Raw genomic sequence first — 25585 nt, 5'->3', positions numbered from 1 at the left:
TAGGTCAAATTTTTCTCTCATGCGCTACTTTAACTTGCTATTTAGATCCTTTTCAGGTCTTTTACTTGCCATACTTATTCTCTTTTCATTTCCAGCTTTTGCTCAAGGGGATCTTTTTGATTCGGATGAAATCATTGATGTGAAAATGCAATTTTCTGTCAAGGATATTCGGAAAGATACCAATGATAGCACCTTCGTGGATGAAGTCATTTGGCTGAAAGATTCGGAAGGAAATTGGGAAGAAATTCCTGTGGAACTTCGGGTGAGGGGAAATTTCCGTTTGACCAATTGCTACTATCCTCCTTTGAGGATGAAGATCAAAAAGAAAAATCGCGAAGGGACGATTTTTGAAGAAAACAAAAGCCTGAAAGTTGTCTTTCCATGCTCCAGAGCCAAAAATGCCGATTCTTATGTGGCCAAGGAATTTATGGCCTATCAGATTTTTGAAGAAGTTTCAGAATACACCTTTCAAACTCGTATGATGCGAATCACTTTTATCAATGAAGATGATAGAAAAGAAGAGGAGATAGAGTTATTGGGATTTTTATTGGAAGATGATGACGATGTAGCTGATCGATTTGATGGAGAGATTTTAGAGGGGAAAAAGATTTTGGGAAGTTTGATGGAGCCCTTGCCTTCTGTTCGCCATGATTATTTTCAAATGTTGATCGGCAATACGGATTTTTCCAGTCTATTCCGCCACAACTCCAAGATTCTATTACTTCCTGAAGAAAGACTGATTCCTCTGGCTTATGATTTTGACATGACAGGTTTAGTGAATCCTCCATATGCTCAAGTCAGTAATCTGGTAGATATAGAAAAGGTGACTGATCGTTTATACCGTGGGTTTTGTAGGGAGCGAGAATTCTTCGAGGAGGTGAGGGCAGAATTTTTGGAAAAGGAGGGCCGAATCATGGAAATTGCATCTGATTATGAATCCTATCTTAGTCCTGCTGAGTATAGAGAAACTTCCCGCTTTCTGGGCGATTTTTTTGATATCTTGAGAAATGATAAGGCTTTTGAAAATCAAATTGTCTCAGCTTGTAGAAGTTACTAATATCGACAAGCATTGGAAGTTATATGATTTGGAATAAGAAAGAAAAAACTCCTGAACAACTAGAGCGGGAGAGGCAGTTGGAAATTGATCGTCACATCAATAAGACGAAAAATAAGAACACTGACGGAGCTAAAACACATGGGGAAATCCTTCGGGATCAAATTACCGAAGCGCTAGAAACCTACGACAAAAGCACCAGCAGTATTTTATTGAGTTCCTTCACTGCCGGCTTAGAGATCAGCTTTAGTTTTCTCCTATTATGTACTTTTTACTTCTATCTCGATGGAAGAGTGGATCAGGAGGAGATTTTCAAAAGTATTTCACTTGTTTATCCATTGGGTTTCATCTTGGTAGTGCTCGGGCAAAGCATACTTTTTACTGAACAAACAGCGCTTCTTACTCTTCCTGTCCTGAATAAAAAGCGAAGTTTTCCAAGCATGATGCGACTTTGGGGGCTGGTTATTGCAGGTAATTTATTGGGTGGATATTTCATGAGTTTGGTGCTGGTTTGGTTGGGTCCTCGATTAGGTATTTTTGAACATTTTGTGGTGGAAACCATAGCCCTCCATGTGACTCATGGGACCATTCCTGTAGTTTTTGTGAGTGCAGTAATAGCAGGTTGGCTGATGGGTCTATTGTCTTGGCTTTTAGCATCTTCCCGAGACACTATCAGCCGAATTGTGATGATCTTTTTGATTACTTCCGTGCTTGCTTTTGCCGGCCTTCATCATAGTATTATTGGTAGTATTGAAGTATTTTCTGGCTTTCTGGTTTCCGATCAAATTTCCTTTTTTGATTACCTGGAATTCCAATCAACGGCCTTATTGGGAAATGCATTTGGCGGTGCCATTTTCGTGGCTTTGTTGAAATACCGGGCTTTTGTCTTCAATATTGGAAATTGAAATTTTCAAATTCCCTCGTTAACAAGCATTTCATGAATCGATTTATACTTTCCTTTTTCCTCATCTTTTCAATTATGATTGGAGCATGTGAAGCCCAAACTGACAATAAAAAAGGGTTGAATATCGAATGGGAATTATTGGAAAATCAATTAGATGCTGACACTTACCATCAGGCTCAATTTGTGATTGAAAACCATTCGGGTCAAAGTATTGAGGCAGGATGGAAGCTATATTTCAACTCCATATTTTTTGACCTAAAAGCACAACTTGAAAATCCAGGAATTGAATTACAACATTTGGCTGGTGATTTTTTTGTATTGACTGGAAAAGGGAAAGAGGCGGCGATTCCAAATGGGGAGACTTTAAAAATATCTTATCGTAGCAGGAATCCTTATTTGAAGAATAATCATGCACCTGAGGCTCCGATTTTCACCCTCGCAAATGGTACAATTGTTTCGGATATTCAATTTGAGAAATCTGAAATGAGTGTTTGGGAATTGCAAAACCTGGCAGCAGATTCCCGGCTACCCATTCCAACGCCTGCTCGATTATTCGAACAAAATGAAGGACTGTCTCTATTGCCTAAAGAAGATTTACCGCCTTTTCTTCCAAGTCCTAAATCATGGAAAATAAATGGAGAGACTCAATGGGTAACTCGGGCAGGTTTGGCTGTGGTGGGAGATAAATCCTTTGCTGAGGCTGCTACTTTCCTGACAAAGCGAATTAAAGAGAATTACAATCCGGAAATTCTGAAAACAGAAAAGCCGATTCAAATCCGTATTTCCCAAAAGGATGGTTTTCCATCAGAGGGTTATTCCATAGAGATTCGCGATCGACGAGTTTTGATTTTGGCAAGTGATGAGCGAGGAGCTTTTTATGGTGTTCAATCATTTTTAGGTTTACAACCAGCGGATTTTTGGAAAGGCAATACTGAAGGATTACTTCTTCCGCAAATTTCCATTGAGGATTCTCCAGCCTATTCCTATCGTGGTTTCTTCCTGGATGTCGCTCGAAACTTTCAGACGAAGGAAGAAATTTTTCGAATCTTGGATTTAATGGCTTTGTACAAGCTAAATACTTTCCACTTCAATTTAGCAAATGATGAAGGTTGGCGAATAGAGATTGAGTCTTTGCCAGAACTCACCCAATATGGGTCAAAGAGAGGTTTTTCTGAAGATGAAGCAGATTTTCAGTGGCCATTTTATGGTTCTGGAATTTCTTCAGAAGAGACTCCGGGTTCTGGGTTTTATACCCAAGAAGACTTCAAGGAAATTCTTCAATATGCCAAAGAAAGACAAATTGAAGTGATCCCAGAAATAGGTTTTCCAGCCCATTCCCGAGCTGCCATCAAATCCATGGAAAAGCGCTATGAGCGTTTTCAAAAGGTTGGTGATCTAGAAAAAGCCGAAGAATTTCGATTGATCGATCCAGATGATCAGTCTGAATATTTGTCTGCTCAAAATTTCCGAGATAACACGGTTTGTGTGTGTAAAGAGTCAGTTTACCACTTTTTTGAAACAGTGGTAATGGAGATGAAAGGAATGTATCAAGAAGTAGGAATTCCTTTGAAAGTTTTTCATACAGGAGGGGATGAGGTTCCACACGGTGTTTGGGAAAAATCACCGATTTGCCAGGAATTTTTGGCTGAAAACAAGTCTTTGAAACAAGAAGATTTAGGGCCTTATTTTCGTTCGAGAATTGGATTTTTTCTAAAAAATGAAGGAATTCAGCAAGCAGGTTGGGAAGAGATAGGGCAACTAGTGGAAAATGGCAAAGTGGTTCCAAATCCGAATTTTGCGGATCGAAATTGGAGATTATATGCTTGGAATGCAGTTGCTGGATGGGAAGGAGAAGACATGGCTTACCTTCTGGCTAATGCTGGTTTTCCGGTGGTAATCAGCTCCAGTGCCAACTACTATTTTGACTTGGCCTATGATTGGGATCCACGCGAAAGAGGGCATACCTGGTCTGGTGTGGGTGACATGTACCAAAGCTGGAAGACTGTACCGAGTAAATTTTTCCTTTCACATGACCAAACTATTGATGGGGCGGTTTGGAATTGGGAGGAAGCGAAGGAAAAATTTGAGAATTTGTCAGAAGAAGGGAAGAAGAATATTTTGGGGATTCAGGGGCAATTGTGGACCGAGACAGTCAAAACACCTGATATGCTGGAATATTATGTAATTCCCAAGATTTTTGGATTGGCTCAGCGGGCTTGGGAGGGAGATCCTACTTGGGCATCAGCTTCTAATACAGAAGAAAAAAAGGCACTTCGTCAAAATGAATGGAATCTTTTTGCCAATCAAGTAGCTCAATTGGAAGTCCCTCGATTGGAGGTATTTCAAGGTGGTTACAAAATCCGGATTCCAGCTCCAGGGTTGAAGCGAGTGGGTGATCAGGTTTTTGCGAACCTCCAATTGCCGGGATTAGAAATTCGCTATACTAGCAATGGTCGAGTTCCAAGTATGCAAGATTCTTTGTATGAAGGACCAATCCCGTATTCTCCAAATCTTCGATTCAGAGCCTTTTCACCAAACGGTCAAGGAAGTAATGTCAGTCAATTAGAGGACTAAAGGGGAGGAACTTCCCCTTTGTATTTTTCAATCAGCCGTTCATTTGCAGCTTCTCCTTCCTCAGTATTCGCACTGATAAAGACTTCAGGGTCTACTCCTCGATCAATTAGGATTTCCACAGCTTGGCATAGGATGGCATGAAGCAAAGCTGCTCCGATGACAGTAGACGTTGCTCCAACTTTTCCTTTCAAGCCTTGGATGTCAATGGAAGCATCACCGATTTCACCAAAATTATCCAACACCAAATCAGCAACTTCAAATAAACGCAAATTGGATGAGTGCCGCGAATCGACCGATTGGCTGTGCGTTAAATTGGTGATACAAATAACCCTAGCACCTCTGTTTTTGGCTTCCATTGCCAATTCGATTGGTACAGCGTTTCTTCCAGAATTACTAAAGAGAAAGAAAAGGTCCTTTTCACCGATTTGATAATTGGATAAAAGGTGTGTGGCATAACCTTCCTGCCTTTCGATATGGGAACTTTCGGATGCACTAATGTGCAGCATCAGGGGAGGATCTAAAATCGGTTTGACTCTGGTAAACCCACCAGCCCGATAAAAAATCTCCTCAGCCAAAAGATGTGAATGGCCTGTTCCACTTGTAAAAATCCAACCTAGGTTTTGAATGCTATCAGCAACCCAACCCGCAGCTTTATCAATGGTTTCTGTTTGTGAAAAGGCCTGTTGAAGTTTCTTTTCAATTGTATGTTGGTAGCGAAGAAAGGCTTTTTCCTGTGACATCAATTTAGAAGGATTTCATCAATAAATACCCATCCTCTTGCACCTGCTCCAGGATGCCACTTGGGAAGCGATGGGATAGGGTGGAGTTTCACCTGGATTTTTTCAAAGTTCTCACCAGGGAGTTTATAAGTCAGGAGTTCCGACCTGATTTCTCTTATTTTTTCCGATTGGGTGGGCTGATCTACTATGAGGATTTCTGATTTCCCTTTTTTCCAACCTATAATTTCGACTTTAACCGGAGGAAAGATATATGCTCCTTCGTGATACAATAAACTGATGCCGATAGTGGAAGGATGTTGGGTTTCGGAAAGAGAAAATTCAGCTTCAAATGCTCTATCGCTATATCCCAACCATTCTCCAGAGGTATGGTTGTTTTTTCCTTTGATTTGATCAAAAAGAGTTCTTTCAAGTTGAGCTTTGTAATTAGGGCTAGGTTGAGTGATAAGCTCCACATTTTCAGGTTTTAAGCCTGCCTTCATAAATACTGAAGTGATTTCTTCTGATCCTATCCATTCAGGAGCATAGGCTTTTGCCCGAAGTTTTCCAGATGTTTTTACAAAAATTGGTTTCGAATAAACGAGACTATTCATACTATCGGGCTCTGTTCCGTCAAGAGTATAGCGAATAGAAGCACTTTGGATTGGATGGCTTAATTCGATTCGAAGGCTATCCGAAAACAAAACGCGGTCTTGCGAGATTTTGGGGCTGTTTAAAGGAAGAATGATTCCTTTTCCATCAAATCCAAAATCGATTCTTGTGTCAGGTAATAGTTCTGAAAGTTGCTGTTTTTGAGAGTTGCTTAATCCGGTATTCCAGAGAAAAAGATTCTGTAGATTTTCCAATTTGGAAATTCTCTTGACAGCATCTGGAGTCAATGAGTTTCCTGATAAAGACAAATCTTCCAATTGCATCAATGCAGGAAAGTTTTCTAATTGTTCTGCTGTCAGATCTGTGAAATTCAAAGACAATTCTCTCAGGTTTGGGAAATCATTTAAGAAATCCAAATTGACTTCAGAAAGCGGCATTTTGTCTAATCGAAGGGTAACCAATTGCTCCTTTATTTTTTGAAGATCTTTCAAAGAATTAGGATCGAATGCAGATATCCCGAAGTAAGAAACTTCCAATGCTGGGGATTCAGGATAGACCGGGCTGACTTTTCTGAAAAAGGTATTTAGGTTCTCGATCGTAGATGAAGAGGTAGGCTCAAAATCATAGGTTTCCTCGGTGGTAAAACGGACAGAGGCCAGTTGAAAAAACTCACTTTCTTGAGGAAGGTCTACTACTTTTCCTTCAAAACTAGCACCCGATTCTATCCATGCTGTTAATATTTGAAGTTCTTCTTCTGTTAATTGGGCTTTGTTTTTAGGAGGCATATGATCTTCTTCCTCCATCGGAAGATTGATCCGTTGGATCAAAAGCGATTGTGCCAAATCTCCCGCAACAACGAATGGGCCTGATTTACCGCCTTTCTTCAATTCTGTCAGATGATCCATTCGAAGCTCTCCTTTTGACTTTCCTTCCCTATGGCAACTTTCACACTTGGCTTGGAGAATGGGTTGGATTACATGATCGAAAACTTCTGCTTCTGCCAAAGGAACCTGTTCTTCAGGAGGTGTTAAAGGAGCTAATAAATAGTTTTCACCATGAGTGATATTTGCTCCCAAGTGCCCAGTTAGCGTCAAGCAAACTCCTAATGCGGCTGCAGGAATCCCAATTTGTTTTGGGTTTCTTTTTTGGAAAAAATAGATCAAAGTTGCTCCCCAAAAGGTCGCCATTCCCGACCATTGATGCCAAAGTAAGGAGTTGCCTTCGTAATCCTCTCTGGCTAAAATTAATCCGGAGATAACGGTAATCCCCGCCAAATTGCTTCCCCAAAGCAGTGATTTGGCTCCGAAATCTCGGATGCTTTCATTTTTTCGTAAGGATGGAAAAAGTAAAAAAATGACTCCAATCAGGATTAAGGTAATGGGAAAATGGAGTAGAAGAGGATGCCCTCTTCCTATTACCTGAAGCAAGGGGGATAAATCAATTGCTTTTTCTCCGATTAGAAGAATGAAGGAAAGTCCCAGCCAAACAAATAGCAGGTTTTCCAAGATGGAGTTGAGTTTGGAAAATGGGCTAGACATTTAGACAAGAATATCTTTTACAACATGGCCGGAAACATCCGTGAGGCGATATCTTCTGCCTAGATGTTTGAAGGTTAAGCGCTCGTGGTCAATTCCTAGCAGATGAAGGACTGTTGCCTGAAAATCGTGAACATGAACTGGATTCTCGACGATGTTATAGCCAAACTCATCTGTTTCTCCATAGACAATTCCCGGCTTTACGCCTCCTCCAGCCATCCATATTGAGAAAGCCCGTGGGTGATGGTCTCGACCATAGTTATCTACTTGAATCTTACCTTGACAGTAATTGGTTCGACCGAATTCTCCTCCCCATATCACCAAAGTCTCATCCAATAATCCTCGTTGCTTTAAATCAGTAATCAGGGCGGCTGAAGCTTGATCTACATCTTTGGCTTGCTGGGCCATTTCATTTGGTAAGTTTCCATGTTGATCCCAACCTTGATGATAGAGTTGGACAAAGCGAACGCCACTTTCGGAAAGCTTTCTGGCCAGGAGACAATTTGCGACATAGGTTCCAGGTACGAGGCAATCCGGTCCATATAATTTCACAATGGAGTCTGGTTCTTTGGAAACATCGGTGATTTCCGGAACTGCGGTCTGCATGCGATAAGCCATTTCATACTGCTGAACTTTGGCTGTGATTGCCGGATCGTTGAATTCCTGATAATTGAGCTCATTCATTGAGGCAATTTGATCGAGCATTTTTCTTCGCTCTGTTCGGCTCATGGAATGCGGATCTCGAAGGTATAGGACTGGATCTTCGGAATTAGAAAACTGAACTCCTTGGTGGGTAGCATCAAGAAATCCATTACTCCATAATTTACTATATACTCCTTGTCCATTTCCTTTTCCTCGGCTGAGAAGCACGCAAAAAGCTGGAAGATTACTGTTTTCACTTCCCAAACCATAACTTAGCCAGGAGCCCATGCTAGGGCGGTTCCCAACTTGTGCTCCGGTTTGGAAAAAGGTCAAAGCCGGATCATGATTTATGGCTTCCGTATGCATGGATTTGATGATGCAAAGATCATCCACCACTTTGGCGGTGTAAGGGAATATAGAAGAAATCCAGGCCCTACTTTCGCCGTATTGCTGAAAATCATAATAAGAACCTACTAATGGGAAACGCTCCTGATCAGCGGTCATGCCGGTCAATCGTTGTCCCATTCGAATTGATTCTGGAAGGTCTTGTCCGTAGCTTTTTTGAAGTAAAGGCTTGTAGTCAAATGTTTCCAGCTGAGAGGGTGCTCCATTTTGGAAAAGATAAATAACCCGTTTTGCCTTGGGTGCAAAATGAGGTAAAGCTGCCATAATTGCATCTTCCTCTTTACTTTGACCTCGGAAAAGGTCCGGAATCAGCAAAGATCCCAAAGCTGCACTTCCCAATCCTAGACTTAGCCTGGATAGGAATTTCCTTCGGTTCAAATTCAGCCCATGCTCCAATAATTTCTTCTCCATGCTTAGATTTTGGTTATGGTTTCTTCCAAATTGTATAAACTCACAATTACCTGCATTAGGGCTGCTGTTTTTGAATTGATCGCATCAGAATCCAAAGGATATTCACCTACTTCTAAAGTGGGCCGGATTTGATCTGGGTTTGATTCAAATCGATCCAATTGATCTTCAAAATAATTTGCCAAAAGATCCCGCTCTTTTTCCTTGATAGGACGGCAAACGATTCTGGTAAAAGCCTCTTCCATAGCATCCTGAACATCTTCATGCTTTTCTAGTAGCTTACTAGCCAAAACTCGCGAAGCCTCCAAAACCAAAGGGTCATTCATCATCACCAATGCTTGTAGAGGGGTATTGGTACGGCCTCTGCCAACTTCACATCGATCCCGATTACTGGAATCGAAAATGATTGCCTTTGGAGGTGGTACTGTTAATTTGATAAAGTTGTAGAGTCCCCTTCGGTAAAGGCTCTCTCCATGATCTTGCCTGTAAGTGGCCAATTCCCCTCTTCCTGAGGAAGCTGCCTCCCATATACCTCCAGGCTGATAGGGCTTGACACTTGGCCCACCCAATTTTTTGACTAAAAGCCCGCTACTCGCCAAAACCAAATCCTGAACATTTTCTGCTGGAAGCCGAAGGCGAGGTGCGCGTGACAGGTAGATGTTCTCTGGATCAATTTCCAGTTGTTTTGAACTGACTTTAGCTGATTGCTTGTAAGTAGCCGAACTCATAATCTGCTTAAACAATCGCTTGATATCCCAGCCATTTTCCATAAAGTCCACAGCCAACCAATCCAGTAATTCAGGATGGGAGGGAAGGTCTCCCTGCATTCCAAAGTCTCCTGCTGATTTCACGATACCCGTTCCAAAAATCTCCTGCCAAATCAAATTGACAAAGACTCGGGCAGTCAAAGGATTATCTTGACTTGTAGTCCATTGGGCCAATCCCAGTCTGTTTTGAGGAAGATTATCCGGGAATTCCAGAATAGATGTAGGAGTAGAGGGCGCAACAGGCTCAGTCGGCGCATCATAAACGCCTCGATTCAAGATGTAAGTGGTTCGGGACTTTTCTTCGTCCAGTTCACCCATCACGGATACGCTCAATCGGCTAGTGTCTGAATGGTTTATAAAATTCAAAATACCATCCAAATCATCCTGTTCAATCCAAAGAATAGGTGTTTTTGCTGGTTTTGAGATGCTGACATCGCCTTCATATCCTTTTTCAGGAGTATTGTTGAAAAAGGCGAATAATTCAAAATATTCTTTTTGTGAAATGGGGTCATATTTATGGTCATGGCATTGGGCGCATTCCATGGTAAGTCCAAGCAATCCTTTGCTGAAAGTGTTGGTTTTATCCAAAACATACTCAATGCGATACTCTTCATCGATGACTCCACCTTCTTCTGTGTATTTATGATTTCGATTGAAGGCAGTCGCTAAAATCTGTTCTTTGGTAGGGTTGGGTAGTAAGTCTCCGGCTAATTGCCAAGTAATGAATTGGTCATATGGTAGGTTATTATTGAAGGCATGAATCACCCAGTCCCGATAGGGCCATTGGGTTCTGATATTATCATCTTGGTAGCCATAACTGTCCGCATAGCGAGAAATATCCATCCAAAGAATTGCTAATTTTTCACCAAAAGAAGGTTGAGCTAATAATCCATCCAATAAATCTTCATAGGAATTTTCACCTGAAAAATCCCCGTATCGATCAATCAATTCAGGGGAGGGAGGCAGACCAGTTAAATCCAAACTTGCTCGCTTGATCAACTCATAAGGGGCAGCTTGAGGATTAGGCTCTAATCCCATTTCCCCCATTTTTTGAAAGGTGAACTGATCAATCTCATTGATGGTCCATTCATTCACTGGTGGAGGTGTAACCTTCTCAGCTTTGACAAAGGCCCAATGGGGTTCGTATTTAGCTCCCTGTTCAATCCATTTTTTGATCAAATCTATTTCTTCTTCTGAAAGAGCAAGGTTTGATTCTGATGGAGGCATCAATTCAGCTGGATCTTCGGAGGTAATCCGTACAAAAACTTCCGAGTTTTGTGGATCACCAGCCACCAAAGCATGTCTGCTTGGATTTTCTTTCAAAGCAGCAAATGCAGCAGATTCAACATCTAAACGAAGGTCCGCTTCCCTCTTATTTGCATCAGGACCATGACAAGCAAAGCATTTATCGGAAAGAATAGGCCGTATGTGGAAGTTGTAGCTAATTTGATCTGCTGAACCTAGTGTGGAGGTTTTTTCCTTTTCTTGACTGCAGGAGCCCAAAAAAACAGAAGTGGTTGCGACCAACCCAAAAATATATTTCCTCCAAAATGACATCCTTAATTGCTTGATTTTCAATTTTAAGTTATGGAAAAAATTTAACAAAGATTCTTTATTTAAAGTAAAAAAGAGAAGAATGAATTATTGGATTAATACATAAATGAAAAAGCCATCCGGAAGGATGGCTTTTCGATAGTTGTTTTTTTGGAGGCTTAAGCTTTCACGACTGAAAAATCAAAAGTCTCCAAGAACTTGGTAGTAAAGTTACCTTCTTTGAATTGTTCATTATCCAAAAGCGCGATATGGAATGGAATTGTTGTTTTGATACCATCAATCACAAATTCTTCTAGTGCACGCTTCATCCTTACAATAACTTCCTCTCGAGTCTGCCCACTAACAATCAGCTTGGCAATCATGGAGTCATAGTTTGGTGGAATGACATATCCCGCATAGACATGAGAATCTACTCGAACGCCACGGCCACCTGGTAGGTGAAGGTTTTGTATTTTTCCCGGGCTTGGCCGGAATCCATTGGCAGGGTCTTCGGCATTGATTCTACATTCCATCGCATAAAGCTTTGGAAAGTAATTTCTACCGCTGATTTTTTCTCCTGCCGCAACTTTAATTTGCTCTTTGATCAAATCAAAATCGGTTACTTCTTCAGTAATAGGATGTTCTACCTGAATTCGGGTATTCATCTCCATGAAGTAGAAGTTCCGATTTTTATCAACCAAAAACTCAATAGTACCAGCTCCTTCGTAGCCAATAGCTTCAGCACCCTTGATGGCTGCTTCACCCATCGCTTTTCGAAGTTCTTCAGTGATAAATGGAGAAGGGGTTTCTTCAACTAGTTTTTGGTGTCTTCGCTGGATCGAGCAGTCTCGTTCGGATAGATGACAAGCTCTTCCTGTGCTATCACCAACTATTTGAATTTCGATATGCCTTGGTTCTTCAACGAATTTTTCCAAATACAAACCATCGTTACCAAAAGCAGCGCCTGATTCCATCTTGGCATCATCCCAGGCTTTTTGAAATTCATTATCTCCTCGGACAATACGCATTCCTCTTCCTCCTCCACCGGCTGTAGCTTTGAGTATTACCGGATAGCCCATTTCATTGGCTAGCTTGATGCCTTGTTCTACAGAGTCAAGTAGCCCTTCAGATCCAGGAATTGTTGGTACTCCAGCTGCCTTCATGGTAGCTTTTGCAGTGGCCTTATCACCCATTTTGGCGATCATCTCCGGAGAAGCACCGATGAATTTGATTCCGTATTCTTCACAGATTTTGGAGAATTCGGCGTTTTCAGATAGGAATCCATAACCTGGATGGATAGCATCTGCATTGGTGATTTCTGCAGCCGCGATAATACGAGGGATATTCAGGTAGGATTCCCGGCTTGGAGCAGGACCTATGCAAACAGCTTCATCAGCAAAACGAACGTGCAAGCTGTCTTTATCTGCTGTGGAGTATACTGCCACCGTCTTAATGCCCATTTCCTTACAGGTTCGGATGACCCGAAGGGCAATTTCTCCGCGATTGGCTATTAATATTTTATTGAACACAATTACTTGGGTTTTGTGAAAAATCAACCAGCTGGATCAACTAGGAAAAGTGGTTGGTCATATTCTACTGGCGATGCATTAGCAACCAACACTTTCACGATTTTACCAGAAACTTCTGATTCAATCTCATTGAAAAGCTTCATGGCTTCGATGATACATACTGTTTGGCCAGCTTTCACAGTGTCTCCGACATTGACAAAAGTAGGAGAGTCAGGATTTGGGCTAGTGTAGAAAGTTCCGATCATTGGTGATTTGATCTCCACCAAATTAGAAGTTGACTCTGCTGGGCTAGGAGCCGGAGCTGAGGCAGCCGGTGCAGGGGCAGGAGCTGGTGCTGCAGCCACTGGTACAGGAGCAGGAGCTGCCTCTACCATGCGTACATTTTGATCGGCATACTTCTTAATGGAAAGTTCGAATTCCTCCGTTTTGATCTTTACTTCTGCAAGACCAGAGTTAGAGATATAATCGATTAGTTCTTGAATTTCTTTTGCTTTCATAGGGTCTTTAAATTAAGGCCTTCATAGGCTGGTAGTTCGATATTAAATAAGAAAAGCCGCAGGTTTGCCCTGCAGCTTGAAGTTATTTTACCCGCTCGGAGTAAGAACCGTCTCTCGTATCAACCTTAATCATGGTATCTTGATCGACAAAAAGCGGGACCATCACAGTCGCACCGGTTTCCAATGTAGCAGGCTTTAATGCATTGGTTGCTGTGTCTCCTTTGATTCCGGGCTCAGTATAAGTAATCATCAATTCAACGAAAGGAGGCAATTCTACAGACAGGGGAGTTTCTGTCTCGTCATGAATTAAAATATCCACTTCCTGACCTTCCTTCAATAATTCTGGACGCTCGATCAAAGACTCTTCAATTAGAATCTGTTCGAAGGTATTTGTGTCCATGAAATTGTAACCCATATCGTCCTTATAAATAAACTGATGTGGGCGCTTTTCTACTCGAGCAGTGGTTACTTTTTCTCCCGCATTGAAAGTTTTATCCAGGGTTTTCCCTGTCTTAAGACTTTTCAATTTTGTTCGGACAAATGCTGCCCCTTTACCTGGTTTGACATGCTGAAATTCTACAATACTCCAGATGTCATTATTCATTTCTAGACAGAGTCCGTTTTTAAAATCTGCTGTCGATGCCATATTAAATTTTGAGTTTATACTGTTTTATTTTGGGTCATAAGCCCATTTTACATAGATAGCTCCCCAAGTGAAACCACCACCAAATGCTGCCAGGATAAGGTTATCCCCTTTATGAAGCTGCTTTTCGTAGTCCCATAAGCAAAGCGGAATGGTAGCAGCGGTGGTATTTCCGTAGCGCTCGATATTCATCATTACCTTTTCAGGTCCCACACCCATGCGATTGGCAGTGGCGTCAATAATACGCTTGTTAGCCTGATGTGGTACTAGCCAAGCTACATCATCACCTTTTAGACCATTTCGCTCCATCACTTCAGCGCTGACATCTGCCATGTTTGTAACAGCAAATTTAAATACAGTGGAACCCTCTTGATAAGCGTAATGCTCACGAGCTTCAACTGTTTCATGGCTAGCTGGTCTTCGGCTTCCGCCTGCTTTCATGTGTAGGTAAGGTTCGCCTGATCCGTCAGCTCGAAGAATGGCATCTCGAATACCTAAGTCTCCCTCAGCAGGTTCCAGCAATACAGCACCAGCACCATCTCCAAATAGGATGCAGGTTGTTCGATCCTGGTAATCTACTATGGAGGACATTTTGTCTGCGCCTATGACCATTACTTTTTTATGGGTACCAGACTCAATGAATTGTGCTCCTAGCTGTAAGGCGTATAGGAAGCCTGAGCAGGCAGCCGATATGTCAAAACTGAAACTCTTTTTAGCTCCGATTTTATCAGCAATGATGTTAGCGGTAGCTGGGAAAGGCATATCTGGGGTCACCGTAGCGCAGATAATTACTTCCACGTCCATGGGATCGGTGTTGGTTTTTTCCAAAAGCCCCTTTGCGGCTTCGATTCCCAAAACAGAGGTTCCTTGATTTTCCCCTTTTAAAATTCTTCTTTCTTTAATGCCTGTTCTACTGGTGATCCATTCATCGTTGGTTTCCACCATTTTTTCAAGCTCTTTGTTGGTCAGCCGATATTCTGGAACATATCCTTGAACACCGGTGATCATGGCTCTAATTTTCTCCATTCGAATTGGGTTAGAAAAGCCTTCGGGAAGGCTTTATATTCCTTAGGTTGAAAGGTTTTTTGTAAAGAAGGTCAAAAATATCATAAATGCCCCTTACCACCAAAATTATTCCATTTACAAAATGCTAAATGACTGATATGTAATGAATTATATTTGAGTTAAAAAACAAAAAATCCACTTCGGTGAGGAAGTGGATTTTTTATGCTTTTTGGTTTGGTATTAAGCCAAAACCTCTTTTTCGATGATAACTTGTCCTTTGTAGTACAATTTTCCGTCAAGCCAGAAAGCTCTGTGAGGAAGGTGCAATTCACCGGTTGTAGGACATTTTGCCAAACCAGGAGCTTCCAACTTATAGTGAGTTCTTCTTTTATCTCTTCTGGTTTTAGAAATCTTTCGTTTAGGATGTGCCATTTTATGCGTGATTTAAGAGTTTCAGATTCGTTATTTTAATTTCTTCAGCTTTTCCCAACGAGGATCGATGCTTCCCGGTTCATCGTTTGAGGATTCTTCTTCCTTTTCGGATTCAGAATCGAAGTAAACGTACTGTCCTTCGGCTTCGCTTTCCTCCTCATCCAATTCATTTCGATAATCTGGATGAATCTTTTTCGCTGGAATCGCTAGTAAAATAAATTCATAAATCAACTGGGCTACATTAATAGAAGGCGTATCCCGAGTGATCATGAAGATATTCTCATCAATTTCTTTTTCTTCAGAGCCGTATTTGAAAATAATGGATTCCTCGATATCCAGAGGATAATCGAACTCTTCCAAGCTGCGGTCACAGGTAAGGTGAACCGAACCTTGGATTTTAAAATCCATTTCAATCAAATTGACTCCCTTATCCATTTTGACCCGTACGGTCAAATTTCCTTTGTTGACAAGATCATTGTCTTCAAATTCGTCAAAAAACCGATCAGTGACCTGGAATTCCAGTTCGTGAGCACCTTCTCGGTATTTAATCACCTCAATATCAAAGTGCTGCAAGAATTTCACGACTTCTCTTCTCGATTTTAAGACCGCAAAAATAGCTAATTTTTTATGTTTTTGAAATTTTCTGCAAGATATATTTTAGGTACCCTCTTCTGATTCTTCCATTTCGGCATAGTGTTGCTTCAAGATATCAGAGGCTAGGAAAATTGCAGCCTGCATTGAGCCTTCATCGGCTAGACCTTTGCCGGCGATATTGTAGGCCGTTCCATGGTCAGGTGAAGTGCGAATTACAGGCAATCCGGCCGTGAAATTTACGCCATCGCTGAAGGACATGGATTTGAAAGGAATTAAACCTTGATCATGATACATGGCTAAAATTCCATCAAATTTTGTCTGATGCATCATTCCAAAAAATCCATCAGAAGGGTAGGGGCCAAAAACTAATTTGTTTTCTTCTTTCAATTGGTTGATTGCAGGACGAATCACCTCCTGTTCTTCTTTTCCCAATAATCCATCTTCCCCAGCATGAGGGTTCATTCCCAAAATGGCAATTTTTGGTCGGTTGATGCCGAAATCCTGCTCTAGGCTTTTCAGCATCAAGTTGGCCTTTTGCTTGATTTTTTCCACTGTGACTGCTTTCGACACTTCAGCTAAGGGTATATGACCTGTCACCAAACCTACCCGGAGTCTGTCGGAAACTAAAAACATTAAACTTTCCTTTGCGCCGACAGCATTGGTAATGTATTCCGTATGACCTACAAATTTTAATTCCTCAGAATTGATGTTGTTTTTATTCAAAGGTGCCGTAACAAGAGCCTGGATTCTCCCTTCTTTTAGGTCTTCTACCGCTTGTCTTAGCGCTTCCAAAGCCAATTTTCCAGCCTCCTGCGTTTCTACCCCTGGGATGATTTCGGGGCACTCTTCCATCACATTGATGACGTTAATTCGCTTGGGTTGAATTTCTTCCAGATTTCGAATTTGGAGGAAATTGAACCCTTCCATGTCTAGCATTTTCTTGTAAATACTCAGTGCTTTACCATGGCCGTAAATCAACGGAGTAAAGTTTTTGTGGACCCTATTGTCCTGCAATGCTTTCATGCAGACTTCTACACCAATACCATTGATGTCTCCAATACTGATTCCAATGATGGGTTTGCTTGGTTTTGCTGTCATATTGATCTATCAAAAATCGCCTTGTAGAAAATAAGGCGAACGTAGGCCTTTAGGAATATTGTCTTAATTTTAGGCTGCAATTTATAAAATTTTACCGGAGCTATTCGATGGAAAAAGTCAGACCCAAAAAACATCTGGGACAACATTTCCTGACCGATCTGAGCATTGCCCAGCGAATAGCTCGGTCGGTTACAGGACATCTTGAAGCCAAACGGGTGCTTGAAATAGGACCTGGAATGGGTGTTTTAACGCAGTTTTTGCTTGAAAACCCTCAGGAACTTTTTGTGGTCGAAATTGATACGGAGTCAATTGATTACTTAAAAAAGAATTTCCCACAGCTAGAAGGCCATATTTTAGAAGGGGATTTTCTGAAAATGGATTTAAGCAATTGGTTTCAGGAGCCGTTTGCCATTGCGGGCAATTTCCCATATAATATTTCCAGTCAGATATTCTTCAAGGTTTTGGAATATAGGGATCAGGTGACTGAGGTGGTTTGTATGCTTCAGAAGGAAGTGGCCCAGCGAATCGCTTCTCCAAAAGGAAACAAGGATTATGGAATTTTGTCTGTTTTGCTTCAGGCCTTTTATGATATTGAATACTTGTTTTCGGTTCCGCCCGGGGTGTTCAATCCACCACCAAAAGTTCAATCCGGCGTGATTCGACTTCTTAGAAATCAGACCAAAAAACTGGATTGTGACGAATCGTTATTTATAAAAGTGGTCAAGGGAGGTTTTGGAAACCGAAGGAAAACTTTGCGGAATTCCTTAAAATCTTTCCAACTTTCGGAATCCTTGAAGTCGCATTCCTTGCTAGACAAGCGTGCTGAGCAGTTGGATGTTGCTGATTTTGTTTTTTTAACCCAACAAATCCAAGCTTCCCGTGGAAATCATTAAGCAATTTGAACTTTCGAAAGAATATCTTGAGAGCCTCCGACATGGCATTGAAAATCAAGATTTGGATTTCATCAAGGATTCGTTGGATGGAGTCAATGAGGCGGATATTGCGGCAATCCTTGATGAATTGTCGCTTGATGAGGCTATCTACGTCCTTCGTGCTCTTGAGAAGCAAGTTGCTGCTGACATCTTAATAGAACTGGATGAAGGGAATTTAGGGAAGGTGTTGAAGGAATTAGAAAATCCTGAAATAGCTTCTCTGATCGAATTGATGGACTCAGATGATGCAGCGGATTTGCTGAATCTTCTGGGAGAACGAGAGCGGGAAGAAGTTATTTCTAATTTTCAGGACAGGCTAAAGTCCGATCATGTTGTAGACCTGCTTCGTTATGAAGAGGACACTGCAGGTGGTATCATGGCGAAGGAATTTATTCGAGCCAATAAGAATTGGAATGTCATTCAAACCATCAATGAAATCCGTCGCCAAGCCGAAAATGTAGAGAAAATCTTTTCCATTTATGTGGTGAATAACCGACAACAACTCATGGGAAGGGTTTCGCTGAAAAGGATCATTTTGGCAGGTGAAAACACAAAAATCGAAGATATCTATGAGCCTGAGGTTATTTCTGTTCCTACCTACATGGATCAAGAAGAAGTAGCGGCTATCATGCGTAAATACGATTTGGAATCTGTGCCTGTTGTAAATGCCAAGAATAAGTTGGTAGGACGGATTACGGTTGATGATATCTTGGACGTAGTGCAGGAAGAAGCAGATGAAGATATCCAAGCAATGGCTGGTATCTCTGGTGATATCGAGGAATCGGATTCTGTTTTCATGATTACCAAAGCACGTTTGCCATGGCTTTTGATTGGGGTAATTGGAGGCTTAATGGGTGCCAAAATCATCGGATTTTTCGAAGATGGGTTAAATAAATACCTCGCATTAGCCTCCTTCATTCCTTTGGTGGCTGCAACGGGAGGAAATGTTGGTATTCAGGCTTCTTCCTTGATTGTTCAATCCTTGGCTTCAAAATCCGTTTTTGATGATACTCCTTGGCAACGATTTGTAAAAGGCACTTTGGTGGCTGTGCTTAATGGTTTGCTTCTCGCATTGTTTGTGTTTCTAGTGGTGGTGTTTTTATATGGATTTGAACCCATCTTTGGGATCACGGTAGGAACAGCTCTCTTTTGTGTGGTGCTTTTAGCATCCTTTATGGGGACAGTCACACCTCTTGTACTCAATAGGTTTGGAATCAATCCTGCGATTGCCTCAGGGCCTTTTATTACCACCACCAACGATCTATTAGGATTGGCAGTATACTTTGGGGTGGCTATGTATTTACTGAATTTGTAATCCATGAGAATATTGATAATTGACCAAATGCATCCAAGTATTGTGGAGCTTTTGGAAAAAGATGGTCATGAAGTTGTCAATGCGCCCAAGATTATAAGGGAAGAGATCAAGGATCAAATCCACCAATTTGACGGTTTGGTGATTCGTTCGAAGACACCTATGGATCGAGACTTATTACAGCATGCTTCCAAACTGAAATTTATTGCCCGGGCAGGAGCTGGTTTGGATCAAATTGATCTTGATTATTTATCTGAAAAGAATATTCAACTCTTCCATGCCGCAGAAGGTAACCGAGACGCAGTAGCAGAGCATGCTTTAGGTGGTCTTTTGGCCTTGCTCAATCATATGATTCATGGAGATGCTCAAGTTCGAAAAGGGATTTGGGATAGAGAAGGCAACCGAGGATATGAATTGAAAGGCAAGACGGTCGGAATTATGGGCTATGGAAATATGGGGAAAGCTTTTGCCAAGCGTCTCCGTGGATTTGGTGTTGAAATTTTAGCATACGATAAGTACAAGCTTGATTTTGGAACCGATAAGGTTCAAGAGGTAATTTGGGAAAAGCTAAAAGCCGAAGCAGATGTGTTGAGTATACATGTTCCTTTAACTGAGGAAACTCGGGGGTTTTTCACTCTAGATGAACTTCGCTCTTTTGCCAAACCGTTTTGGTTGATTAATACAGCAAGGGGTGAGGTGATCACCTTTAAAACCTTGAATGAGGCTTTGGATGAAGGTATTCTGAGAGGCGCAGTTTTGGATGTGCTGGAAAATGAAAAATTTCAAAAATTCACCCCTGAGCAAAAAGCTGAATTCGAAAAGTTAGCTAGTCGTGAGAATGTTGTTTTTTCTCCTCATGTGGCTGGATGGACCTTTGAATCTTATGAAAAAATCAATCAGGTTTTGGTCAAAAAAATTAGGAAAACTTTCGGGAAAGTGTCGTAGTACAAGCAATTCCAAAAAAGTGAGAATTTTGTTTGTGAGGTCAGATTTTATATTTTTGTAATCACATAACGCGAAATGAAAATAAGGTAACGGTCTCCATCTGGCGACCGTTACTTTGTTTTTTGGTGCTGTATAAATCGAGTCAATTATGTCAAAAGTACAATATTACACAGAAGAAGGTCTTAAAAAATTGAAGGACGAACTTCAGGAATTAAAGACAAAAGGTAGAGCTGATATTGCCCGTCAAATTGCCGAGGCAAGAGATAAAGGTGACCTTTCTGAAAATGCTGAATACGATGCAGCGAAAGATGCTCAGGGACTTTTGGAATTGAAAATTGCCAAATTGGAGGCAGTGGTTGGGAATGCCCGAGTACTTGATAATTCAAAAATGGATCATTCCAAAGTGGGTATTTTAAGCACCGTGAAAATCAAGAATGTAAAGAATGGTATGGTCGTGAGCTACACGCTCGTGTCCGAAGAAGAGGCCGATTTGAAAGCTGGAAAAATTTCCTTGGCTTCTCCATTTGGAAAGGGGCTTGTTGGAAAAGCTGTAGGTGAAGTAGCTGAAATCAACGCACCCGCTGGAAAGCTACAGTTCGAGATTTTGGAAATTAATTACTAATAAAATTTTCCTTAGAGATATTAATCCCGGTATTCGCCGGGATTTTTTTATTTTTGAGATTATGGCAAGCATCTTTACAAAAATCATCAACAGGGAAATCCCCGCTCATATTATCGCTGAAGACGATCGGAATATCGCCTTTTTGGATATCATGCCTTTGGTGAAGGGGCATGTGCTCGTGGTACCAAAAAAAGAAGTGAATTACATTTTTGATATGGAACCGGAGGACCTGACAGCCCTTCATCTATTTGCACAAAAAGTGGCCAAGGTCATGGATCAAACTATTTCCTGTACCCGAATTGGAGTTGCTGTGATTGGCTTGGAGGTCCCTCATGTTCATGTTCACTTAGTTCCTCTTCGGACTATGGATGATATTAATTTTACCCGTCCAAAATTGAAACTCAGTCAAGAGGAATTGGCAGAAATCGCCGAAAAGATTCGAAAAGGATTTGAGTAAATGTTGAATCCCTATTCATTTAGAAGCCCATCTTTATAGAATGGGCTTTTTTTGTTTTTTAAAATTTTTATAAAAGTCCGGGTAGAATCATTTATTTTTCAATTATGAATAAAAATGAATTCGATGCGATTGTAGTTGGTTCAGGTATATCTGGTGGATGGGCTGCTAAAGAACTTTGTGAAAAAGGTCTTAAAACCTTGGTTTTGGAACGAGGAAGGGATGTTCAGCATTTGAAGGATTATCCTACGATGACTTCTTCTCCGTGGGAAATGCCCCATCACAATCAGATTCCTCGAGAGGATAAAATCAAAAACCCTGTCGTCAATCGCTGCTATGCATACAAGGAAGATACCGAACATTTTTTCGTAAAGGATTCAGAACATCCCTATGTGCAAGAAAAGCCATTTGATTGGATTAGAGGCTATCAAGTAGGGGGAAAGTCTTTGATTTGGGCTCGCCAAACACAACGCTGGAGCAAATATGATTTTGAAGGCCCTGGTCGGGATGGTTTTGCAGTAGATTGGCCGATTCGATATGAAGATATAGCTCCTTGGTATAGCCATGTGGAGCGGTTTGTCGGAATCTCTGGTAGTTATGAAGGATTGGATACACTTCCGGATGGGGAGTTTTTGAAGGCTTGGGAAATGAATTGTGTGGAGAGTGAGATTCGCAATCGGGTAAACGCTCATTATCAGGATAGGAAATTTATCATTGGACGCTGTGCTCATTTGACCGAACCAAAGGAAGAGCATCTCGCCCAAGGTCGTGGACAATGTATGGCTCGAAATCAATGTTACAGGGGATGTCCATTTGGAGGGTATTTCAGCAGTAATTCTTCTACCTTACCTCATGCAGCGAAAACAGGAAACCTAACAGTTCGTCCTGATTCGGTGGTTCATTCTTTGATTTGGGATGAAGAGAAGTCCAAGGTGACTGGAGTGCGGGTCATCGATCGAATCAGTAAGGAAGAACGAGAGTTTTTTGCAAAAGTCGTTTTTCTCAATGCCTCTGCTTTAAATACCAATCTGATTTTGCTGAATAGTACTTCAAGGCGTTTTCCGAATGGACTTGGGAATGATTCGGGTATTCTTGGAAAATACATTGCCTTTCATAATTATCGAGGTACGATTTCAGCAAATTATGAAGGCTTTGAGGATAAATATTATTTTGGGAGAAGGCCTACGGCCATCATGATGCCTAACTTCAGGAATGTCCAAAAGCAAGAGATGGATTTTTTGCGAGGGTATATGACCTTTTATTCTGCAGGAAGGGCAGGTTTTGGACATGCAAATCCCGGAGGTTTTGGGGCAGAGTTCAAGGAAGCTAATACACGTCCAGGACCTTGGTCAGTTTTTATGATGATGCAAGGGGAGACTATTCCAAAAGAGAGCAATCAGGTGAGTTTGAGTTCAGATCAAAAAGATGAGTGGGGTATTCCTTTGCTGAAAATTGATGTCGCCTATGATGATAATGACGAAAAAACCCTGAAAGATTTTTGGGAACAGGGAGAGGAAATGTTGTCTATTGCAGGTTGCGTGAATATTCGGAAGTCCGACTCCAAGCAAGCCCCAGGTCTGGATATACATGAAATGGGGGGTGTCCGAATGGGGAGAGATCCCAAAACTTCACTTTTGAATGGATTTAATCAGATGCATTTTGCGCCCAACGTTTTTGTGACCGATGGTGCTTGTATGACATCTACTGGAACTCAAAATCCTTCTATTACCTACATGGCTCTGACAGCTAGAGCGGTGGATTATGCTGTAGAGCAATTAAGAAAAGGGGAGATTAAATGATTTTTAAGGTTGGGAAAAGATAAATAACCGCTTGCGTAATTTCCCTGAGATTCGACAGGATATTTTGTAAACTTCCTTTTGAATAACTCAAACTGACCTATGAAAAATAAAACTCAACTTATTTTATTGGTTTTCCTCTCCGCTTTTTTGTTTGGATTGGGAAATCCGAATACTTATGCTGCTGACTCATATAAACTTGTAGTAGCTGGATTTGATTGGGGACCTGCCGTTCACAAAGTTATTTTAGCAAATGCGCCTTCGGATGCAAGACCCTCTGATTTTGAGGTGTTTGTAAATCGAAGTTCTAGCGAAGGTGAGATTCCTGAAGCGATACGCTCAGGCAAAAGATCCGTGATATATTCCTATCCTTCTGACGAAAATGGGAATCGGCAACAAGGCGGTACGTTTGTAACCCTAGTGCTTGAAGTTAGTCCTATTCAACCTTTGGGTTCACCGATTCAATACATGCGTGTGGGCAATCGGGCTTCCAATGTATGGATAGATTATCAGGTAACTGTCGTCAATACTAAAAACCGACAAGTTTGGGATCAGGAATCCGGTCGAATTATGCCCATTGTGGATGAGTTTGATTTAGATCCAGTCTTCAACTATCAGGACAAAATGACTTTGTCCAATGCTGCATTTTCTCCTGAAACCAAATCCGAAAAATCGCCTTTAATCATTTGGCTTCATGGAGGAGGAGAAGGTGGAAATGATCCGACTATAGCCCTTCTTGGTAATCGGGCTGCTAATTATGCTTCTGATGAAATACAGGTTCTTTTTGGTGGAGCTCATGTGTTGGTGCCTCAATCACCTACCTTTTGGATGCAATCTGAAGATGGAACCTACACGAGAGGAGACAGGGAAGATGTTTACCATGAAGCACTTTTTGCTTTGATTGATGAGTATGTAAAAAGCAATCCTGACATTGATCCAAAGCGGGTCTATGTGGGTGGCTGTTCTAATGGAGGGTATATGTCCCTTAAATTAATCCTTGAACACCCAGACTATTTTGCCGCAGGATATATTAGTGCGCTTGCCTATAGCAACGAATTCATCACAGATGAGCAAGTTAAATCCATCAAAAACATACCAATTTGGTTTGTGCATTCAGCAGACGATAATACCACCAAGCCCGATGTTACGGTGGTTCCATTGTATCATCGTCTGAAAGAAGCTGGAGCAAAGAATGTCTTTTTAAGCTACTATGAACATGTAACTGACATTACTGGATTTTATGGTGGTGAGGATTACCATTATCCTGGGCATTGGTCTTGGATTTATTCTCATGCCAATACAGCACGAACCGATTTTGACGGCTCACCAGTCATGTTGAATGGAAAACCAGTTACAATCATGGAATGGTTAGCGGCACAGAAAAAGAAATAAAAAGTCCCAAAATAGCTTAAGCGAAATTTCAGTGGTTTCAATATTGGAAGCCACTGATTTTTTTATTCTTAGTTTAGGATATGGAAATTTTCAACGCTGATTTTGCTTCCCTAGCTGAAAAATCAGGACAATTGATTCCTGAATGGTTGGAAGAAATCTATGCTCAAAGGTGGTTTAAACTTTTTGTCCCAAGGGACTTAGGAGGTTTGGAATTAAGCCTCCCTGATGCTTTGAAGGTGGAGGAGAGTTTAGCCCGTTTGGATGGAAGTTTGGGATGGACTGTTACACTTTGCGCAGGAGCAGCTTGGTTTGTTGGGTTTTTGGATCAGGACTTTTCTAAAGAGATTTTTTCAAACCCAAAAGTTTGTTTAGCAGGTAGTGGACATGTTGGAGGGAAAGCAGAAAAGCAAGATGGTTTTTTTCTTATTTCGGGGAAGTGGAATTATGCTTCAGGGGCCTTGCATGCTACTCATTTTACAGCTAATTGTGAGCTTTGGGAAAATGAAGCGCCAATTCTGGATGCCTCTGGAAATCCAATTGTGAAAGCTTTTATCCTTCAGAAGAACGAAGTGGAAATTCTAGATGCTTGGCATTACATGGGGATGAAAGCCACTGGAAGCCATGCTTTTCGAACAAATCAATTATTGGTTTCAAAAAATAGATGCTTCGAAATAGCACCTGAAAAAGCAATTAGATCTGAGGCGATTTACCGTTTTCCATTCCTTCAATTTGCAGAAGCAACCTTGGCAGTGAATATTTTGGGTATTTCGTTTCATCTTCAAGAATTAATCCGAACTACTTTTTGGAAAAGGCAAGGCGAAAAAAAACTTGAAAAAGAATATGTGGATTTCTTCGTTATGCTAGAAAAGAAAAGCCAAAAGAAATTGGATGAAAAACGGATGAGTTTTTACCATGAAGTGGAAAAGGCTTGGGAGGAACTAGAAAGCCAAGGTTGGATTTCTCAAGCAACACTTCAGCGTGTAAGTAAGACAAGTCGTAAACTTACCCAAGTTTGCAGAAAATGGAATGCGAAAATGTATCCATTTGGAGGTTTGGAAGCTGCTCGAGAGGATACTGAATTGAATCGCGTTTGGAGAGATTTTAATACAGTAAGTCAGCATTCGTTGTTAATTTTTCCTTTTTGATTATTTCAATTTTTTCTTCAGACAGTTTTTGACAAAATG

General features: G+C 41.2%; 22 protein-coding genes. 11 read left to right on the top strand and 11 right to left on the bottom strand.

What is annotated here, in order from left to right:
- Nucleotides 1-19 precede the first annotated feature (19 nt).
- The 3 genes from E4S40_RS09045 to E4S40_RS09035 are packed head-to-tail and all read left to right on the top strand — an operon-like array spanning nt 20 to nt 4532.
- The gene (locus E4S40_RS09045) at nt 20-1057 is read left to right on the top strand and encodes a hypothetical protein (protein ID WP_135073257.1); all 1038 of its coding nucleotides are present in this window, start codon (nt 20-22) and stop codon (nt 1055-1057) included.
- Nucleotides 1058-1080: 23 nt separating this feature from the next.
- Nucleotides 1081-1959 (top strand): formate/nitrite transporter family protein, encoded by an 879-nt coding sequence (locus E4S40_RS09040; RefSeq protein ID WP_135073255.1) that lies wholly within the window; start codon nt 1081-1083, stop codon nt 1957-1959.
- A gap of 32 nt (nt 1960-1991) precedes the next feature.
- The gene (locus E4S40_RS09035; protein ID WP_135073253.1) at nt 1992-4532 is read left to right on the top strand and encodes a family 20 glycosylhydrolase; all 2541 of its coding nucleotides are present in this window, start codon (nt 1992-1994) and stop codon (nt 4530-4532) included.
- Here the strand turns inward: E4S40_RS09035 and E4S40_RS09030 are convergent.
- The 11 genes from E4S40_RS09030 to pdxA all read right to left on the bottom strand — a co-directional run bounded on the left by E4S40_RS09030 (nt 4529) and on the right by pdxA (nt 16948).
- Complete coding sequence (locus E4S40_RS09030) at nt 4529-5272, bottom strand: sugar isomerase domain-containing protein (RefSeq protein WP_135073251.1); 744 nt, start codon at nt 5270-5272, stop codon at nt 4529-4531. The genes E4S40_RS09035 and E4S40_RS09030 overlap by 4 nt on opposite strands.
- Nucleotides 5272-7398 carry a c-type cytochrome domain-containing protein gene (locus E4S40_RS09025; RefSeq protein ID WP_135073249.1) on the bottom strand — a complete coding sequence of 709 codons (2127 nt, stop codon included), beginning with the start codon at nt 7396-7398 and terminating at the stop codon, nt 5272-5274. Before E4S40_RS09025 ends, E4S40_RS09030 begins: the two co-directional genes overlap by 1 nt.
- Nucleotides 7399-8853: a DUF1501 domain-containing protein gene (locus tag E4S40_RS09020; protein WP_135073247.1), complete on the bottom strand. Its 1455-nt coding sequence runs from the start codon at nt 8851-8853 to the stop codon at nt 7399-7401.
- 2 nt (nt 8854-8855) lie between these two features.
- Entirely contained in the window at nt 8856-11174 is a 2319-nt protein-coding gene (locus tag E4S40_RS09015; RefSeq protein ID WP_135073245.1) for a PSD1 and planctomycete cytochrome C domain-containing protein, read from the bottom strand.
- 155 nt (nt 11175-11329) lie between these two features.
- A complete protein-coding gene (gene accC, locus E4S40_RS09010) occupies nt 11330-12679 on the bottom strand; it encodes an acetyl-CoA carboxylase biotin carboxylase subunit (protein ID WP_135073243.1) in 1350 nt (449 codons plus the stop codon).
- Between the two features lie 23 nt (nt 12680-12702).
- The gene (gene accB, locus E4S40_RS09005; RefSeq protein WP_135073241.1) at nt 12703-13176 is read right to left on the bottom strand and encodes an acetyl-CoA carboxylase biotin carboxyl carrier protein; all 474 of its coding nucleotides are present in this window, start codon (nt 13174-13176) and stop codon (nt 12703-12705) included.
- A gap of 82 nt (nt 13177-13258) precedes the next feature.
- A complete protein-coding gene (gene efp, locus E4S40_RS09000) occupies nt 13259-13822 on the bottom strand; it encodes an elongation factor P (protein WP_135073239.1) in 564 nt (187 codons plus the stop codon).
- Nucleotides 13823-13846: 24 nt separating this feature from the next.
- Entirely contained in the window at nt 13847-14845 is a 999-nt protein-coding gene (locus tag E4S40_RS08995) for a beta-ketoacyl-ACP synthase III (RefSeq protein ID WP_135073237.1), read from the bottom strand.
- Between the two features lie 219 nt (nt 14846-15064).
- Complete coding sequence (gene rpmF, locus E4S40_RS08990) at nt 15065-15256, bottom strand: 50S ribosomal protein L32 (protein WP_135073235.1); 192 nt, start codon at nt 15254-15256, stop codon at nt 15065-15067.
- Nucleotides 15257-15286: 30 nt separating this feature from the next.
- Nucleotides 15287-15838, bottom strand: coding sequence for a YceD family protein (locus tag E4S40_RS08985; protein ID WP_135073233.1), 552 nt, complete (start codon nt 15836-15838; stop codon nt 15287-15289).
- A gap of 75 nt (nt 15839-15913) precedes the next feature.
- Nucleotides 15914-16948, bottom strand: a complete 1035-nt coding sequence (gene pdxA / locus E4S40_RS08980; protein WP_135073231.1) for a 4-hydroxythreonine-4-phosphate dehydrogenase PdxA — start codon at nt 16946-16948, stop codon at nt 15914-15916.
- A gap of 107 nt (nt 16949-17055) precedes the next feature.
- Between pdxA and rsmA the strand changes: the two genes are divergently transcribed.
- The 8 genes from rsmA to E4S40_RS08940 all read left to right on the top strand — a co-directional run bounded on the left by rsmA (nt 17056) and on the right by E4S40_RS08940 (nt 25546).
- Nucleotides 17056-17841 (top strand): 16S rRNA (adenine(1518)-N(6)/adenine(1519)-N(6))-dimethyltransferase RsmA, encoded by a 786-nt coding sequence (gene rsmA, locus E4S40_RS08975; protein WP_135073229.1) that lies wholly within the window; start codon nt 17056-17058, stop codon nt 17839-17841.
- Complete coding sequence (mgtE, locus tag E4S40_RS08970) at nt 17828-19195, top strand: magnesium transporter (RefSeq protein ID WP_135073227.1); 1368 nt, start codon at nt 17828-17830, stop codon at nt 19193-19195. The genes rsmA and mgtE overlap by 14 nt, the downstream gene beginning before the upstream one ends.
- 3 nt (nt 19196-19198) lie before the next feature.
- The gene (locus E4S40_RS08965; RefSeq protein WP_135073225.1) at nt 19199-20137 is read left to right on the top strand and encodes an NAD(P)-dependent oxidoreductase; all 939 of its coding nucleotides are present in this window, start codon (nt 19199-19201) and stop codon (nt 20135-20137) included.
- Nucleotides 20138-20285: 148 nt separating this feature from the next.
- Nucleotides 20286-20759: a transcription elongation factor GreA gene (gene greA / locus E4S40_RS08960; protein WP_135073223.1), complete on the top strand. Its 474-nt coding sequence runs from the start codon at nt 20286-20288 to the stop codon at nt 20757-20759.
- A 61-nt stretch (nt 20760-20820) separates the two neighbouring features.
- Nucleotides 20821-21216, top strand: a complete 396-nt coding sequence (locus E4S40_RS08955) for an HIT family protein (protein WP_135073221.1) — start codon at nt 20821-20823, stop codon at nt 21214-21216.
- Nucleotides 21217-21320: 104 nt separating this feature from the next.
- On the top strand, nt 21321-23012 hold the full coding sequence (locus tag E4S40_RS08950) for a GMC oxidoreductase (protein ID WP_135073219.1): 1692 nt from the start codon (nt 21321-21323) through the stop codon (nt 23010-23012).
- 99 nt (nt 23013-23111) lie between these two features.
- Nucleotides 23112-24401: a prolyl oligopeptidase family serine peptidase gene (locus E4S40_RS08945; RefSeq protein ID WP_135073217.1), complete on the top strand. Its 1290-nt coding sequence runs from the start codon at nt 23112-23114 to the stop codon at nt 24399-24401.
- Nucleotides 24402-24481: 80 nt separating this feature from the next.
- Nucleotides 24482-25546 (top strand): acyl-CoA dehydrogenase family protein, encoded by a 1065-nt coding sequence (locus E4S40_RS08940; protein WP_135073215.1) that lies wholly within the window; start codon nt 24482-24484, stop codon nt 25544-25546.
- The last annotated feature ends 39 nt before the right edge of the window (nt 25547-25585 follow it).

The sequence above is a fragment of the Algoriphagus kandeliae genome, from assembly GCF_004571135.1.
Taxonomy (GTDB): Bacteria; Bacteroidota; Bacteroidia; order Cytophagales; family Cyclobacteriaceae; genus Algoriphagus; species Algoriphagus kandeliae.
The sequence above is the reverse complement of the archived record's forward strand: the minus strand, read 5'-3'. Positions and strand labels throughout refer to the sequence as shown.